The organism is Kribbella endophytica (assembly GCF_054781295.1).
The window spans coordinates 3,548,129-3,564,140 of record NZ_BAAGUR010000001.1; the positions used below are offsets into that span (position 1 = coordinate 3,548,129).

The 16,012-nt window shown below is 68.6% G+C and carries 16 protein-coding genes; 10 read left to right on the forward strand and 6 right to left on the reverse strand.

What is annotated here, in order from left to right; all coding sequences use genetic code 11:
- Window positions 1-183: 183 nt before the first annotated feature.
- The 7 genes from ACYVIO_RS17015 to ACYVIO_RS17045 all read left to right on the forward strand — a co-directional run bounded on the left by ACYVIO_RS17015 (window position 184) and on the right by ACYVIO_RS17045 (window position 8,256).
- Window positions 184-3,390, forward strand: a complete 3,207-nt coding sequence (locus tag ACYVIO_RS17015; RefSeq protein ID WP_460651745.1) for a DUF2961 domain-containing protein — start codon at window positions 184-186, stop codon at window positions 3,388-3,390.
- On the forward strand, window positions 3,390-5,054 hold the full coding sequence (locus ACYVIO_RS17020) for a glycoside hydrolase family protein (protein ID WP_460651746.1): 1,665 nt from the start codon (window positions 3,390-3,392) through the stop codon (window positions 5,052-5,054). Before ACYVIO_RS17015 ends, ACYVIO_RS17020 begins: the two co-directional genes overlap by 1 nt.
- Window positions 5,055-5,354: 300 nt before the next feature.
- A complete protein-coding gene (locus tag ACYVIO_RS17025) occupies window positions 5,355-5,891 on the forward strand; it encodes an isochorismatase family protein (protein ID WP_460651747.1) in 537 nt (178 codons plus the stop codon).
- 104 nt (window positions 5,892-5,995) lie between these two features.
- Window positions 5,996-6,412, forward strand: a complete 417-nt coding sequence (locus tag ACYVIO_RS17030) for a hypothetical protein (RefSeq protein ID WP_460651748.1) — start codon at window positions 5,996-5,998, stop codon at window positions 6,410-6,412.
- The gene (locus ACYVIO_RS17035; RefSeq protein ID WP_460651749.1) at window positions 6,409-7,638 is read left to right on the forward strand and encodes an NRAMP family divalent metal transporter; all 1,230 of its coding nucleotides are present in this window, start codon (window positions 6,409-6,411) and stop codon (window positions 7,636-7,638) included. The genes ACYVIO_RS17030 and ACYVIO_RS17035 overlap by 4 nt, the downstream gene beginning before the upstream one ends.
- Entirely contained in the window at window positions 7,638-7,931 is a 294-nt protein-coding gene (locus ACYVIO_RS17040; RefSeq protein WP_460651750.1) for a hypothetical protein, read from the forward strand. The genes ACYVIO_RS17035 and ACYVIO_RS17040 overlap by 1 nt, the downstream gene beginning before the upstream one ends.
- Complete coding sequence (locus ACYVIO_RS17045; RefSeq protein WP_460651751.1) at window positions 7,918-8,256, forward strand: hypothetical protein; 339 nt, start codon at window positions 7,918-7,920, stop codon at window positions 8,254-8,256. The genes ACYVIO_RS17040 and ACYVIO_RS17045 overlap by 14 nt, the downstream gene beginning before the upstream one ends.
- Window positions 8,257-8,316: 60 nt before the next feature.
- Here ACYVIO_RS17045 and ACYVIO_RS17050 read toward each other — a convergent pair whose 3' ends face one another.
- Window positions 8,317-9,063 (reverse strand): SDR family NAD(P)-dependent oxidoreductase, encoded by a 747-nt coding sequence (locus ACYVIO_RS17050; RefSeq protein ID WP_460651752.1) that lies wholly within the window; start codon window positions 9,061-9,063, stop codon window positions 8,317-8,319.
- Between the two features lie 92 nt (window positions 9,064-9,155).
- Here ACYVIO_RS17050 and ACYVIO_RS17055 point away from each other — a divergent pair, with 92 nt between their 5' ends.
- Complete coding sequence (locus ACYVIO_RS17055; RefSeq protein ID WP_460651753.1) at window positions 9,156-9,755, forward strand: TetR/AcrR family transcriptional regulator; 600 nt, start codon at window positions 9,156-9,158, stop codon at window positions 9,753-9,755.
- Here ACYVIO_RS17055 and ACYVIO_RS17060 read toward each other — a convergent pair.
- The gene (locus ACYVIO_RS17060; RefSeq protein ID WP_460651754.1) at window positions 9,748-10,584 is read right to left on the reverse strand and encodes an NAD(P)H-binding protein; all 837 of its coding nucleotides are present in this window, start codon (window positions 10,582-10,584) and stop codon (window positions 9,748-9,750) included. The two genes, ACYVIO_RS17055 and ACYVIO_RS17060, sit on opposite strands and share 8 nt — an antisense overlap.
- Window positions 10,585-10,618: 34 nt before the next feature.
- Window positions 10,619-11,824: a tyrosine--tRNA ligase gene (gene tyrS / locus ACYVIO_RS17065; RefSeq protein ID WP_460651755.1), complete on the reverse strand. Its 1,206-nt coding sequence runs from the start codon at window positions 11,822-11,824 to the stop codon at window positions 10,619-10,621.
- 204 nt (window positions 11,825-12,028) lie between these two features.
- Here tyrS and idi point away from each other — a divergent pair, with 204 nt between their 5' ends.
- The gene (gene idi / locus ACYVIO_RS17070) at window positions 12,029-12,598 is read left to right on the forward strand and encodes an isopentenyl-diphosphate Delta-isomerase (protein ID WP_460651756.1); all 570 of its coding nucleotides are present in this window, start codon (window positions 12,029-12,031) and stop codon (window positions 12,596-12,598) included.
- On the opposite strand, the gene ACYVIO_RS17075 is transcribed toward idi, so the two are convergent.
- Both ACYVIO_RS17075 and ACYVIO_RS17080 read right to left on the reverse strand, forming a co-directional pair.
- Complete coding sequence (locus tag ACYVIO_RS17075) at window positions 12,587-13,582, reverse strand: 2-dehydropantoate 2-reductase (RefSeq protein ID WP_460651757.1); 996 nt, start codon at window positions 13,580-13,582, stop codon at window positions 12,587-12,589. The two genes, idi and ACYVIO_RS17075, sit on opposite strands and share 12 nt — an antisense overlap.
- Before the next feature lie 109 nt (window positions 13,583-13,691).
- Window positions 13,692-13,943 (reverse strand): amphi-Trp domain-containing protein, encoded by a 252-nt coding sequence (locus tag ACYVIO_RS17080; RefSeq protein WP_184804913.1) that lies wholly within the window; start codon window positions 13,941-13,943, stop codon window positions 13,692-13,694.
- Window positions 13,944-14,106: 163 nt separating this feature from the next.
- Between ACYVIO_RS17080 and ACYVIO_RS17085 the strand changes: the two genes are divergently transcribed.
- Window positions 14,107-15,705, forward strand: coding sequence for an ABC-F family ATP-binding cassette domain-containing protein (locus tag ACYVIO_RS17085; protein WP_460651758.1), 1,599 nt, complete (start codon window positions 14,107-14,109; stop codon window positions 15,703-15,705).
- A 4-nt stretch (window positions 15,706-15,709) separates the two neighbouring features.
- On the opposite strand, the gene ACYVIO_RS17090 is transcribed toward ACYVIO_RS17085, so the two are convergent.
- Window positions 15,710-15,982, reverse strand: a complete 273-nt coding sequence (locus tag ACYVIO_RS17090; protein ID WP_460651759.1) for a DUF1905 domain-containing protein — start codon at window positions 15,980-15,982, stop codon at window positions 15,710-15,712.
- Window positions 15,983-16,012 lie beyond the last annotated feature (30 nt).

Below are 16,012 nucleotides of genomic sequence, written 5' to 3' on the forward strand. Positions count from 1 at the left end.
CTGGAGGAACGGACTGCGGGGTCCAGTCTGTCGCGGATGGCAACACGGCGGCCCATCGGGTGACCAACTGGTGGAACCGCGGGTTCATTCCAGAATCTGCGTACCGAACTCTTCTCAAGGCGGCGACGCGGATGGTAGACACTGAGAAATCGATTTCCCAGGTCTCCCGGAAGGTCTCCGCCTATGACCAGGTTGCTGCGACGCACCGCCGCGGCTCTCCTCGGAGCAGTCCTCGTTCTTCCCGCCACGACAGCCCTCACCGCCTCAGCCACTCCGACCTCGTACGCCGGGCCGAGCGCGTCCAGCGGCAACGGCCCGGTCGGCTGGGACGTCTACCGGCGGCTCGACCGCCTGCCCGAGCTCCAGAACGGCGTCCGGACCAAGCAGTTCTCCAGCTTCGGCCGCGACGGCACCAACAACGACGGGTTCGACGGCAAGTACTCGTGCCTGCGCACGGACGCCTCCGGCTGCGTGATCGCCGAGGACGCCGGTCCGGGCGAGATCGCCTCGATCTGGTTCACCCGCGACGAGGGTGACGTCACCAAGACCGGCAAGATCACCGTCGAGCTCGACGGCAAGAAGGTGGTGGACGCGAGCCTGCAGGACCTGGTGGACGGCAAGCTCGGCGCGCCGTTCGTCTTCCCGCTGGTCGCGAACGCGCTGGAGACCAGCGGCGGCGTCTACATCCGGGTCCCAATGCCGTACAAGCAGTCGATGAAGGTCACCACGCAGAGCAACCCGTACTTCTACCACGTCGACTACCGCGAGTTCCCCGACGCGAACGGCGTGAGCACGTTCGACCCGGCCGACAAGGCCGAGGACGTCGTGAAGTTGCTGCAGGCATCGGGGACCAAGGACCCGAAGCCCAAGAACCCGGCGGCCAAGACCACCAGCAAGGCAGTGAACCTTGCCGCGGGCAAGCAGATGACGCTTGCCGACAGCTACGGTCCGGGTGAGCTCAGCGCGCTGCGGCTGAAGCTGCCGCAGATCGTCGGGCTCGACCTCGCGGCGTACGCCGACGACGGCCGCGCCTTCACCGGATCCAGCCAGTTCACCGTCAAGCTCGACCCGGCCAACACCGGCGTGAAGCTGACCCGGCGGATGGACCTGCGGATCGGCAACCAGCGCGCCAACGTGCTCGTCGACGGCGTCAAGGTCGGCGAGTGGGCGCCGCTGCCCGCGCAGGGCGCGCAGTGGAACGACCAGGTCGTCGACCTGCCGGCCAGCGCGACCGCGGGCAAGTCGCAGATCACCGTGAAGAACGAGTTCGTCTCCTCCGACCTGGACTTCAACGAGTTCACCTACTGGGCCGACTCGATGGTCGGCGGTACGGCGAAGCGCACGGACACCGTCGACGTCGGCCCGAACCACGTCGCCGACGAGCAGGCGCACGGGTACGTGATCGACAAGCAGGCCTGGTCGGGCACGCATTCGATGCCGTACGCCGTCACGCCCGAGGATGCGGCGCGGGTGAAGTCCTCCGACGCCCTGCTGGCCGGCGTCCGGGTGCAGGTGGTTGTCGACGGCAAGAAGCAGGTGGACGCGCCGATCGGTGAGTTCTTCGGTTCCGGTCTCGGTGAGAACCCGGTGAAGAGCCTGTTCTTCGCGATGGACCCGGACGGCTGGTACTCGTCCTGGTGGCCGATGCCGTACCTGGCGCGCGCGACCGTCACGCTCGTCAACACCACGCCGTACAAGCTGCAGGGCACGTCCGAGGTGACGGGTGCGCGTGACGCGAGCGCTGCCGTCGACCTGCTGACCGGCAAAAGCGGGTACTTCACTGCGATCTCGCACCGTGCCGAGCCGGTCTACGGCCAGGACTGGACGATCGCCGAGGCCACCGGGCGCGGCAAGTTCGTCGGCGTCTCGCACACCATGGAGGGGCTGCAGCCGGACGGCAACACCCGCGGCTACCTCGAGGGCGACGAGCGTGTGTACGTCGACGGCGAGCGCACCCCGGCGATCCACGGCACCGGGACCGAGGACTACTACGAGTCGGGCTGGTACTTCAACCAGGGCACGTACTCGACGCCGTTCCACGGCAACTCCGGGCACGAGGTGAAGGCCGGTGAGTGCGAGGTCGAGTGCGACAGCGCGTTCCGCCTGCACATCACCGACTCGATCGGGTTCCAGAATCAGTTGGCCTTCGGCATCGAGCACGGGCAGCAGAACGATCACGCGTCGATCTACGGCTCGACCGCGTTCCTCTACACCAGCGCCGCGTTCGGCGCCCGGGAGACGGACCGGATCGACACCGGCTCGGCGAGCAGCCGGGCCGAGCACAAGTACGCCGACTCCGGTGCGCAGACCGCGGACCTCACGTCGGTCTACGAGGGCGACCACGACGACACCGTGCTGACCGACCAGGTGCGGTCGGCAACGACTCCGGTCAAGTTCGACGTGAAGATCGACCCGGTCAACCGGGGCGTGACGTTGCGCCGGACCAGCGATCAGAACGTTGCCTGGCAGTCCGCGAAGGTGATTGTCAACGGCAAGGACGCGGGCACCTGGTTGCAGGCCCTCGGCAACGATCGGCAGCGCTGGCTGGACGACAACTACCAGCTCCCGGCGTCGCTCACCTTCGGGCGGACGAAGCTCAGCATCGAGCTCCGGCCGACCGCGGGAGCACCGGCGTGGACGGCGGCGGCGTACACCGTGCAGTCGCTCGTCATCCCGTACGCCGACCGCAAGGCGCCCGCGCCGGTGGCCAACCTGGTCGCGACCGGGCGGACCGACAACGCGATCGGGCTGACCTGGTCGGAGTCGTTGGACGACAGCGGCATCGCGGCGTACAAGGTGTACGGCGCGAAGGCCGGTGCGGCCGAGAAGCTGATCGGGACTAGCACCGTGCCGGGGTTCGTGCACAAGGCGCTCGGGTTGAAGGAGACCTGGAAGTACCGGGTCTCGGCGGTCGACCTGGCCGGGCACGAGAGCGCGAAGTCGGCGGTCGCGCAGGCGACGTCGGGCAGCACGATCCGGGTCGAGGCCGAGGCGCTGCTGCCGGCGGTGTCGGCGACGGTGCCGGTGGATCCGCAGGGCAGCTGCTGCGGAGTGAGCTGGTCCGGCGGGAGTCAACTGTGGATTCACGGGACGAAGGCAGGTGACAAGGTGGTGCTCGAGTTCTCGGTGCCGTCGGCCGGGACGTACAAGCTGTCCTCGGTGCTGACCAAGGCGGCCGACTACGGGATCGTGGACCTGGCGGTCGACGGCGGTACGCCGGTGTCGTTCGACGGGTACCAGGCGACCGGGGTCGCGACCCAGAAGGTTGACCTGGGCAACGCGGCGCTTGCTGCGGGCAAGCATCAGTTGAGCGTCACGCTGACCGGGAAGAACGCCGCGGCGACCAACTTCCTGGCCGGCGTGGACCTGCTGGATCTGGAGCTCGGCTGATGCGCGGGCGAAGGATCCTGGCGGCGTTGGCGGGAGCTGCCGTTCTGAGCGCGGCAGCCCTGCCGGCGTCGGCCGGACGAGGAGGCGGTGACGACCGGGTGCGCAGTACGCCGTACGTGCAGGTGGACCGGGTCGTTGCGGCCGGCAAGTTCGTGAAGGTGTACGACCCGAGCGTGGGCGAGAACGAGCAGTGGTACTACAACGACCACACGCTCGTGCAGGACCACGCGACCGGGACGTGGCACGTGTACGCGATCACGCACGCGGAGCCGGCGAACCCGTTGGACGAGAAGAGCTTCGGGCACGCGACGGCGCCGACGCCCAACGGACCGTGGACGAAGCAGGCGCCGGCGTTGTTCGCGGATCCGGCGGCGGGGGAGAGCCACATCTGGGCGCCGTACGTGATGTACGACGCCGGGACCTACTACATGTTCTACGCGGGTGGGACCGAGGACCACACGGCGTACAAGATGCAGCTGGCGACGTCCAAGGACCTGGTCAACTGGACCCGGGACACGGCGGCGAATCCGCTGTTCACGGACGGGTTCGACGGGCGGGACCCGATGGTGCACCGGGTCGGGAACCAGTGGGTCATGTACTACACGGCCAACTCGACGCCTGCCGGTGGGAATCACATCGTTGCTTATCGAACGAGCCCGGATCTGCGGCACTGGAGCGAGCGGAAGACGGCGTTCCAGCATCCGGCGACGGGGACGTTCGGCGGGCCGACGGAGTCGCCGTTCGTGGTGCAGCGGGGGTCGGACTGGTATCTGTTCGTCTGCTGTGACGGTGGGTACGAGTCGACGAAGGTCTACAAGAGCAAGGATCCGCTGAAGTTCACCATCGACCAGCTGGTCGGGACGATCGCGGCGCACGCGGCCGAGGTCGTGCAGGACGGGCGCAAGTGGTGGGTCACCGGCGCTGGGTGGGGCAAGGGCGGTCTGTACGTCGCTCCGCTGGACTTCGATGCGCTGCAGGTGACGAAGGGGCGGGTCGTCTCGACGAAGTACTACCGAGCGGACATCCAGAGTGCTCCTTCGTCGGCGTTGAAGTCGCTTGCTGTTGATCCGTCGGGGCGTGGGAAGTACAAGGCCGCGCTGGACTCGTCGTCGCGATCGACTGCGCCGTACTTGGCGGTGGGCAACTTCGGGGCGACGGATACTGCTGGGCCGGCGGCTCGGGTTGAGGCTCGAAAGGATCGGTTGACGTTGAAGGGGATCACCTTCAACGACGAGCCGGTGACGGCGGACTGGTCGTTCGCGTTCGGTGCTCGGACGTTCGACACGCAACTGCGGTGGAACGTCCGCGGTACGACGACCGCGCCGGTCTGGGAGGTCGCGCTGAACGTCGACTCGGCGCTGCCTGTGCAAGGTGACCCGGGTGGGTTCGACCGCAACGGTGATGTCGCCGGTCTGCCCGCGTGGTCGATGGCGACGGGCCCGGGCCTGAGCGTCGTCACGGCGTACAAGGCAGGCTCGGCCTGGTCGACCGACAACCACTGGTACGACGCCCCGAACGGTGCTGTCGCCTGGCAACCCCTGTGGCAACCCGGCGGCCGAGCACTCCCGCCAGGCACCTACGAGGGAGGCACCTACCGCTTCGGCTTCTCGGCCAAGGAGAAAGACACCCAGTACGCCGACCAACTGGCAGCTGGTCTGAAGTAGCACGAACCAAACCCCCAGGCCCCGCGCTGCGCGCGGGGCCTGGGTGTTTGGTGGGGGGAGGGGGCGGTCGCCCCCGGCGTCGCTTCGCTCGCCGGAGAAAGGCGAGCCCGCGCTGGGCCCCGCAGCCCGCGCCGCCCCACCGCGTCCCCGCCCCGGCGCGGGCCCTGCACCCCGCGCCGCGCGCCGCCCCACCGCGTCCCCGCCCCGGCGCGGGCCCTGCACCCCGCGCCGCGCGCCGCCCCACCCCGTCCCCGCCCCGGCTCCCTCGCCTGTGGGTTGGTTGGTGGCTAGGGTCGGGGGATGACTTCGTTCAGTTTGGAGCCTCGGCGGACGGCGCTGGTGTTGATTGATCTGATGCCTCGGATCATTGCTCTGGAAACCGGGCCGTTGGGTGGGGGTGAGGTGCTCGAGCGGTGTGTTGCGCTGGCGAAGGCGACGCGGTCCGTGGGTGGGCTGGTGGTGCATGTGCGGGTGGAGCGGCCGGGCGTCGGCGTACAGCCTGAGGGGAGTGAGCTGGCGCCTGAGCTGGATCCGCAGCCTGGGGACCTCGAGATCGTCAAGCGGACCGTGGGCGCCTTCGCGAACACCGGGCTCGACGAGGCGCTGCGGGGCAAGGACATCGACACGATCGTGCTCGCGGGCATCGCCACCAACTTCGGCGTCGAGTCGACCGGGCGCGCCGCCGACGACCTTGGCTACAACACCATCTACCTGACCGACGCGATGACCGGCCTCGACGCCAAGGCCCACGACTTCGCCGTCTCCTACGTCTTCCCCCGCTTCGGCACCGCCACCACCGGCGCCGAGTACGTCGCCGCCCTCAGCCCGACGGCCTGATGGGCATTGCCTGGGGGCCTTCGCGCAGGTAGTTGCCCGCAGGTTATATCCACCGCCGATGGGTACCGGGCCGAGTGCACGACTATCGGACCTGGGAGTGGCGGATGCGGTGGGTACTTGGGGTTCTGCTGCTCGTCAGCTTGACCGCCTGCGCCGGCCCTGAGCAGAAGCTTCAGGATGCCGGCGCTCAGGCGGCGCGGGAGGCTGCGGCCGAGGTGGGGACCGCGCGGGTCGCCGTACAGCAACTGCTGGACGGCAAGGTCTGGGCGCAACCAGCCAACCAGTTGGTTGCCGACTCGGAGAAGGCGCTCGACGGGATCGTCTCCGGCTTCGACAGCCAGCAGCCGACGACTGAGCAGGCCCAGAAGCTGTACGACGAGTACAGCAAGGCCCTGGACGACGCCGCGAAGGCGGTGACGACGCTCCGGATCGCCCTCAAGAACGACGACAAGGCCGCCGCGGCGCAGCAGGTCGGCGTACTGGAGAAGACCGCGGAGAAGCTGACGGAGCTGGCGCGGTGAAGAAGCTCCTCGCCGTCACGCTCGGCATCCTGACCGCTATCGGCGGGTTCGTCGACATCGGGGACCTGGTCACCAACGCGCTCGTCGGCGCCCGCTTCGGCATGCATCTGGCCTGGGTCGTCGTGGTCGGCGTGATCGGGATCTGCCTGTACGCCGACATGGCCGGCCGCGTCGTCGCCGTCTCGGGCCGGCCGGTCTTCGACCTGATCCGCGAGCGCCTCGGCCCACGCACGGGATTCGTCACGCTGGTCTCGTCGTTCCTCGTCACCGTGCTGACGCTGGTCGCGGAGATCGGCGGCGTCGCGCTCGCCTTCGAGCTGGCCAGCGGCGTGAACTACCTGCTCTGGATGCCGCTCGCCGCGATCGCGGTCTGGCTGGTGATCTGGCGGGTCAAGTTCTCCAAGCTCGAAACCACCTTCGGCCTGCTCGGGCTGCTGCTGATCGTCTTCGCCGTCGCGCTGTGGAAGCTCGGGCCGGACTGGGGGCAGCTCCTGCACCAAGCGACCAGCCCGCACCCGATCGGCCACGAGTCCTGGGCGACGTACGCGTACTACGCGATCGCGCTGTTCGGGGCCGCGATGACGCCGTACGAGGTGTTCTTCTTCTCCTCCGGCGGCGTCGAGGAGAAGTGGACGCGACGGGATCTCGCGACCGAGCGCACGAACGTGTTCATCGGGTTCCCGCTCGGCGGGCTGCTGTCGCTCGCGATCGCCGGCTGCGCGGCGGTGGTGTTCCTTCCGGCCGGCATCCAGGTGAGCACCCTCGGCCAGGTCGCCCTGCCGACGGCGGTCGCGCTCGGGAAGGTCGGGCTGGCGGTCGTCCTGATCGGGATGTTCGCGGCGACCTTCGGTGCGGCGCTGGAGACCGCGCTGTCCTGCGGCTACACGATCGCGCAGTACCGCGGCTGGCAGTGGGGCAAGTTTGTCCGCCCGCGCGAGGCCTCGCGGTTCCACCTCGTGATCATCATCTGCCTGCTGCTGTCGGTGCTGACCCTGCTGACCGCGGTCGACCCGGTGAAGGTGACGGAGTACTCAGTCGTCTTCGCTGCGATGGCCCTGCCGCTGACCTATTTGCCGATCCTGATCGTTGCCAACGACCCCGACTACATGGGTACGGCGAAGAACGGGGCCGTGCGCAACTTCCTGGCGCTGATCTACCTGGGGTTGCTGCTGGTGGCGTCGATCGCGGCGATTCCGTTGATGATCGTGACGAAAGCGGGGCAGTGATGAGTGGACGGGTACTGCACGCGCAGCTGCACCTGCTCGACCGGCAGCTGCTGGATCTGCACACCGGGCGCATGCTCGGCAAGATCGACGACGTCGAGCTCGACCTCGATGCCGACGTACCGGTGGTCACCGCGCTGATCTCCGGCCACCAGACGATCCCGGCCAACCAGATCACCGAGATCGGGTCCGCCGTGAAGATCCTCAACCAGGATCTCGACCTGGACCGCCACGACGACTGGGTCGAGCATCACGTGATCGACCGGATTCCAGGAGCCGGCGATGCGACTGAATGAGCTGCTCGGGCGCCGCGTGGTCGATGCCGAGGGCAATGACATCGGCGGGGTCGCCGACATCAGGCTGGTGCAGGACGGCCCTTTGCTCGCTTCCCAGCAGGCCGCGCTGCGGATCGACGGGCTGATCGTGGTGGAGAAGCGCGCGACCCGGCTGTTCGGGTACGAGCGGCACGTCGGTCCGGCGTTGCTGCGCTGGCTGGTCCACCGGCGGCTCGGGCAGGTCTGGTACCTGCCCTGGGAGGATGTCGCCGAGGTCACCGAGACGGTGGAGATCCGCCGCGGGCGGGACGAGCTGCGCTCGCTCGACGACGTCGCCAGGTACTGACAGCCCACGTTGAGCACGGCCCAGCCGTTGTCGAGGAGCCGGTGCTCAAAGTGGAGGCCGTCAGACCGCCAGGCGCCCGCCGTCCACCGGGAGGATCGCGCCGTGGACCAGGCTGGCGGTGTCGGAGGCGAGCCAGACGATCCCGGCGGCCACCTCCTCAGGACGGCCGACGCGGTTGAGCGGTGTGGTCAACGCGAAGCCGTCGAGGTTCTCACCGAGCACCGCAGTGCCCTCGGTGCGAGTAGGCCCAGGGCTCACCGCGTTCACCCGTACGCCGGCTGCCCCGAACTCCGCGGCCCACGTCTTGGTGAGCAGCTGCAGCGCCGCCTTGCTCGAGCCGTAGACCGCCATCCCGGCCATCCCGAACGTGGCCACCATCGTCGTCACGTTGACGATCGCGCCGTACCCCCGCTCGACCATCGCCGGCGCCAGCGCGGCGACCAGGAAGAACGGCGCGCGCACGTTCACGGCGTACACGGTGTCGAACTCGCTCGCCGGCACGTCCGGCGTGAGCGCGATCGGGAACAGGCCCGCGTTGTTGACCAGTACGTCGACCTGCCCGCCGAGCTCGACGGCCCGCGCCGCGAGGTGCGTCACGCTGGCGGGATCGGTCAGGTCGGCCTGGACGAAGTCGGCCTTGCCGCCGTCCGCGCGGATCGCCGCTACGGCGGCCTCGCCGCGCTCGGTGTCCCGCCCGCTGACGATCACGTGCGCGCCGCGGGCGGCGAGCTGGTTGGCCACCTCGCGCCCGATGCCGCTGGTGCTGCCGGTGACAAGTGCGGTCCGGCCGGTGAAGTCTGCAGTCATCAGAAGAGTCACTTCCGCTGGTTGGAGTAGTTGCTCCAATCCTGCGGATCCAAAATTGGAGTATCAACTCCAAAATCGGTACGCTCGATTCCGTGGCACTCACACGCAAGGGACAGGCGACCCGCGAGCGGATCGTCGCGGCAGCCTCGCGGCTGATGCTCGACCAGGGCGTCGCGCGCACCACCGTCGAGGACATCCAGGGCGCGGCCGCGGTCAGCCCGTCGCAGCTCTACCACTACTTCCCGGGCAAGAACGCGCTGGTCCTGGCTGTGATCGAGTACCAGACCGGCCAGGTGCTGGACGCCCAGTGCCAGGGCCTCGACACGCTCGACAACTTCGATGCCCTCGGCAACTGGCGGGACCTGATGGTCGGCATCCTCACCGCCACCCAGTGCGTCGGCGGCTGCCCGCTCGGCTCACTGGCCAGCGACCTGTCCGAGTCCGACCCGGTCGCCCGCGTCCAGCTCGCGAACGCCTTCCAGATGTGGGAAGCGCTGATCCAGGACGGCCTCACCCGCATGCAGGAGCGCGGCGAGCTCAGCCGTTCCGCCGACACCGCTCAGCTCGCCGTCGCCATGCTCGCCGCCGTCCAGGGCGGCCTCCTGCTCAGCCAGGTCCGCCGCTCACCGGACCCGCTGATCAAGTCCGTCGACACGATGATCGACCACCTGCGAACCCTCAGCGTCAGCTGAAGCGTCTGGCGTTCTCCACTACCCAATCCTTCAAGGTCCGTCCTTGGTGGCCGGTGACCTGCTCGACGGTGTCGTTGACGCTGGTCTCGTCGACGACACCAGCACCGAAGAACCCGTCGATCGCGTTCGCATAAGCCTCCGGCATCGCGGCCAGCAGTTCCGCGTGAGACTCCTCCCGCGACAGCTCGACAGCCCGCAACGGCCGCCCGAGCACCTCGCCGAGAATCCCCACCTGCTCGGCCGGCCGGAGCGCAACCGGTCCGGTCAACCGGTACGCCGTACTGCCGTGCCCGTCCTCCGTCAACGCCCGCACCGCGACGTCCGCGATGTCGTCCGGATGAATCGTCGAGATCGCCACCTCGGGGTACTGCACGCGGATCTCGTCACCCGCCCGAACCTGATCTAGCCACCGCAACGTGTTGGACATGAAGGTGTTCGGCCTCAGGAACGTCCACTCCAATCCGGACGCCTCGACGGCCTGCTCGGTCGCCAGGTGGTACGCCGCGATCGCGTTGTCGGTCGTCGTACCGACCACCGAACTGCTCGACAGCAGCACCACCCGCTCAACCCCAGCCGCCACAGCCTTCGCCAGCAACTCCTCGGTCCCCGCATACCCGCTCAGCAGAAAGATCCCACTCACCCCATCAAGCCCCGCCGCAAAGGACTCAGGCGCGTTGAGATCCCCTTGCAGGAGTTCGATTCCAGCCGGAAGCTCACGCGGGTTCCGAAGCAACGCCTTCCCGGGTACGCCCGTCGCCGCCAGGGCGCGTACGACGGCACCACCCGCATTGCCGGAGGCGCCCGTCACGAGAATCTTCTGTGGCTTCACCTCACCGATGGTCCGGCAAACCAGCGGTCGGCGCCTACGAATTACGCCGGACTCGATGCCATGTTCGTCGGCCCGAGCGAACCACCGTCCCGGCCTGTACGTCGACGAGCTGCTGGGAGTCGGTCAGTCGAGTCCCGTCGACACTCACGGCGCCCTGCCGCAGCAGCCGTCGTAGCTCCGACTTGCTGACGTCAGGCCGTACGGCGACCAGCAGCTCCAGCGCCGACAGTGTCGTCGAGTCGATCACCACCTCCGGCAGGTCGGCTGGCTCGGTCCGCTGCGAGAACACCCGCTGGAACGCGTCCAGCTCGGCTCTCGCCGTACCGGCTCCGTGGTAGCGAGTCACCACGGCCGCAGCGAGTCTGAGCTTGGCGTCGCGGGCCGCCGGACCACCGACCGCTGCTGCACTGCCGAGTGCGGAGACGGCGTCCAGCGGGAGCTCGGTGTAGACCCGTGCGTACGTCTCGACCAGGTCGTCCGGCAGGCTCATCAGCTTGCCGAACTTGTCCCGCGGTGAGTCCGTCAGCGCGACGTAGTTGTTCAGCGACTTCGACTGCTTCGGGCCGCCGTCGAGGCCGGGTGTGATCGTGCTGGTGATCACCACCTGCGGTTCGGCGCCGAGCCGCTGCTGGAAGTGCCGGCCTAGTTGCTCGTTGAACAGTTGGTCCGACCCCACGATTGTCAGGTCACTGTCGAGCGCGAAGCTGTCGTAGCCCTGCAGGACCGGGTACGTCAGCTCGTGCAGCGCGATCTCGCGCCCCGCCGCGACGCGGGAGCGGAACATGTCGCGCGCCATCAGCTGCGCCTGCGTCACCTGCGCGAACAGGCCGAGCAGCGTCGCGACGTCCATCGCGTCGTACCACTCGGAATTGCGGCGTACCTCGAAGACCTCGGGGTCGGTGCGCAGGACCAGCGACACCTGCTCGAGGAACGCTGCCGCGTTCACCTCGATCTCCGCGGGCGTCAGCATCGGGCGGGTCTCGCTACGGCCGGTCGGGTCGCCGATCCGCGTCGTCAGGTCGCCGAGCAGGAAGACGACGGTGTGGCCGAGGTCCTGCAGGCCGCGCATCATCCACAGGTTCACGGCGTGCCCGAGGTGCAGGTCGGGCGCGGTGCAGTCGACGCCGTACTTGATCCGCAGCGGGCGGCCGGACTGCAGCCGCGTGCGGAGGTCGGCCTCGCCGACGATGGTGTCGGTGGTCCGCCGTAGTCGGTCGATCACGACCTGGGCGTCGTTCATGGGGGTCCTCTCGGAGCAGACAGCGAGAGGTCACGGGTGAGCCTCCCGGCAACGGAAAGAGGCAGGAACCGAACGGTTCCTGCCTCGGAGGCTCTGGTGTGAAGCTGCTTCAGGGAACGACTAGCTCCCGGCTCCTCCCAGAGCCGGTCGATACGTCGCCTGCTGCTTCGTCACGTTCGCCAGGCTAGCACTACGCTTGACCGGGTGAACACCGAGAAGGTCGTCCTGCTGGACGAGGCAGGGCGGGCGATCGGCACCGAGGACAAGGCGACCGTGCACCACGCGTCGACGCCGCTGCACCTGGCCTTCTCCAGCTACGTCTTCGACCGTCACGGCCGCGTGCTGCTGACCCAGCGGGCGCACACGAAGACCACCTGGCCGGGCGTGTGGACGAACAGTTGCTGCGGACATCCGTTGCCTGGTGAGGCACTTCCGGACGCCGTACGACGACGCTTGTCGGACGAGCTCGGCGTCGTTGCGGAGCAGGTCGACCTGGTCCTGCCGGAGTTCCGCTACCGCGCGGAGATGCCCGCAGGCATCGTCGAGAACGAGCTCTGCCCCGTCTACCGCGTCACGTGGGACGGCGACCCCCAGCCGGACCCGACCGAGGTCGCGGCGTACGAGTGGGTGGAATGGCAGGACGTCGCTGCCTGGCCGGGCTTGTCGCCGTGGTGCCTGCTGCAGCTGGACGCACTGGCTGAGCTGGGCCCAAAGCCGGCCGAGTGGCCGATCGGTGACCCGAACCAGCTCCCACCTGCAGCTTTAACTCCGTAACTGCTTGTACAGCTCGTCGCCCGTCCACGCTCGGCGCGGACCGGCTTCTTCGGCGCGGATCAGCTCCACCAGCTTGGCGTTGATCGGCGCCGTGCGATTGAGGGACTCCGCCAAGCGGACTACTTCGCCGTTCAGGTAGTCGATCTCGGTGCGACGCCCCGCTTGCAGGTCCTCCCACATCGACGTGCGGGCGTACGGGTCGATCGCGAGCATCTTCGACGCCAGGCGGCGGAAGAGGAAGTCGGGGAGACGGAGCACCATCGGCATCCGCTCGGCGGGGAGTGCGGTGAGGCGGGCGGGCTGGATTCCCTTGGCCTGCAGGAGTTTCAGCGTCTCGTCCTGCGCGGCGGCGAGACACCGCCGATATCCACGTTGCGACAGCTCGTCGCGCAACGGCAGGTCGGACAGCGCGTTGACCGGGTTGTTGAGGTTGAGCAGCAGCTTCGCCCACTGCACCGGCAGGACGTCCGCGTGCTGCTTCAGCGGCAGGCCGGCGTTCGCGAACGCTTCGACGTACGGCGTCAGCGCCGCGTGCTCCTGCACATCGAGCCCGCCCTCGGTGCCTTGGTGGAACGCCCCGCCGCCCTTGTTCAGCACGTTGAACGGCACCATCCCGGAAAGCACGATCTGCTCCGGCAGCCGCTCTCGCAGCACTTCGCCGTTCCGCAGACCGTTCTGAAAGCTCACCACGACAGCACCAGGCTTCAGTACGGCGGCCAGCTCGTCGGCAGCACCCTCGGTCGCAGCCGACTTCACCGTCACCAGCACCAGATCTGCCTCGGCGACAGCCGCCGGAGAGGTCTCGAACCGCAGCCCGTCCACCCGCAGATCCGCACCCAGGTAGTCGGTCAGCCGAAGCCCGTGCTCCGCCAACTCGTCGCCCACCCGCTGCCGCCCGACGAAGACGACCTCGGCCCCACCGGCGACCAGCCGTCCTCCGACGTAACACCCGATCCCACCAGCGCCGTACACCGCGATCGTCACAGCGTTCTCCCTCCGGGCGTCACCTCTGCGTGAAGTATCGACCACCGGGCTCGGGGAGTGCCGCTTGCACGCGAGTCGTCGGGCACTCCCCGGCCAGGTACCGGGTCAGCTAGACCGCGTCGTCGTCCTCGGGGTCCTCGTCGGCGTCGGCCAGCTTCCACTTCAGCTGGAACTCCACCTCTTCCTCGTCCTCACCACGCTCGTGCTCGACGCTGATCGCCGCGTTGCGCGGCACGGTGAACCGCTCGCCCGCGATCTGGATCCGGAACGGCTTCCCGGCCTCCAGCGCGTCGGCCAGCCGGCGCAGCTTCGCCGCGAACTCCTCGACGGTGTACGTCTTCTCGACATCTCTCTCACTCATGCCGCACATCCTGGCAGCCGGTGGGGCGACCGAAAATCAGCTGCGCGCTGGTGAACCGCTCACCTATCGTGGAGGCATGGCTACTTGCCTCTGTGTCTAGCTGCGCGACCCGCTTCCGCACCCGAAGTGTGTCCCGCAGTCATCACAGAGAGTAACCAGCTTCATGATCACCGTTCACTCGGTCGACATCCGTGCCGGCGCGCAGCTGCTGCTGTCGGACCTGTCCTTCCACATCGGCTCCGGCGACAAGATCGGCCTGATCGGCCGCAACGGCGCCGGGAAGACCACGCTGCTCAAGGCGCTCGCCGGCGAGGATCGCCCGGCGACGGGCAGCATCACCACGACCGGCTCGGTCGGGTACCTGCCGCAGGACCCGCGCGCCGCCGATCCCGCGCTCACCGTCACCGCGCGGATCCTGTCCGCCCGCGGACTGGACGCCGTGGTCGAGCGGCTACGACGTGCCGAGGCGACGATGAGTACGGCGACCGGCGCCGAGCAGGAGCGCGCGATGGCGTCGTACGCGCGGGCCGAGACGGAGTTCCAGGCGGCCGGCGGGTACGCCGCTGAGGCGGAGGCCGGTCGGCTCGCGGCCGGCGTCGGGCTGCCGATCCGCGCGCTGGAGCAGCCGATCGGCGAGCTGTCCGGCGGGCAGCGGCGGCGCGTCGAGCTGGCGCGGATCCTGTTCGCCGAGCACGACACGTTGCTGCTCGACGAGCCGACCAACCACCTCGACGCGGACTCCGTCGTCTGGCTTCGGTCGTTCCTGCTTGGCTACTCGGGCGGACTGGTTGTCATCAGCCACGATCGTGACTTGCTCGCGGCAACGGTCAACAGGGTGTTCCACCTCGACCCGCAGCGGCGCACGATCGACGTCCACAACACCGGCTGGAAGAAGTACCTGACCCAGCTGGCGACCGACGAGCGTCGTCGTTCGCGTGAGCGGAACACGGCGGAGCGCAAGGCGGCAGTCCTGCATGCCCAGGCGGCGAAGATGCAGGCCGGAGCCAGTACGGCCGTTGCCGCGCGCAACATGGCGCGGCGCGCGGACAAGCTGCTCACCGACCTCGAGCCAGTACGCCGGGCAGCCCGTGTCGCGCGGATCCGGCTGCCCGACCCGGCGCCGTCCGGGCGTACGCCGCTGAGCGCTGCCGGCCTGACCAAGTCGTACGGCGCTCTGGAGGTGCTCAAGGGCGTCGACCTCGCTGTCGACCGGGGGAGTCGGTTGGTGATCCTCGGGCTGAACGGCGCGGGCAAGACGACGCTGCTCCGGATCCTTGCGGGGCGGGAGACGCCGGACAGTGGTGAGGTCGTGCACGGGTACGGGCTGCGGCTCGGGTACTTCGCGCAGGAGCACGACACGTTGGACCTGGCCAGTACGGTCCGTCAGAACCTGGCTTCGGTCGCGCCGCGGCTCACCGATGGTGAGGTGCGCAACGTACTGGGCTCGTTCCTCTTCAGCGGCGACGACGCGGACAAGCCCGCGCACGTCCTGTCCGGCGGCGAGAAGACCCGGCTGGCCCTGGCCGGCCTGGTCCACTCAGGCGCCAACGTGCTCCTGCTCGACGAGCCCACCAACAACCTCGACCCGGCCTCCCGCGACGAGGTGTTAGGAGCCGTCGGCAACTACCCCGGAGCCATCGTCATGGTCACCCACGACGAAGGTGCCATCGAAGCCCTCCGCCCCGACCGGGTCCTCCTGCTCCCGGACGCCGCGGAGGACCTGTGGACCGACGACTACTTGGAGCTGGTATCTCTGGCGTGAGCCGTCAGAGGCGTTCGGTGAGGTGGACCTCGATCTCGTCGCCGGTGGTTTTGGCGATGAGTTTGCGGAGGTCCGCCTTCACCGGGAGTTTGTGGGTGCCGTCGCCGAGGGCCATGAAGGCGCTCTCGAAGGGGTGGCCGTCCATCGTGCCGCGGACCTTGACCAGGCCGCGGGTGCCGAAGAACTCGGCGGAGCCGGGCATCACGACGTACGTCCAACCTCCCTTCGCGTCGCTGGTCAGGAGCTCGGCGGTGAAACTGTGGTCCAGGGTGCTCATCGGGTCCTCCTCGAATCGGTGCTTTGTCCA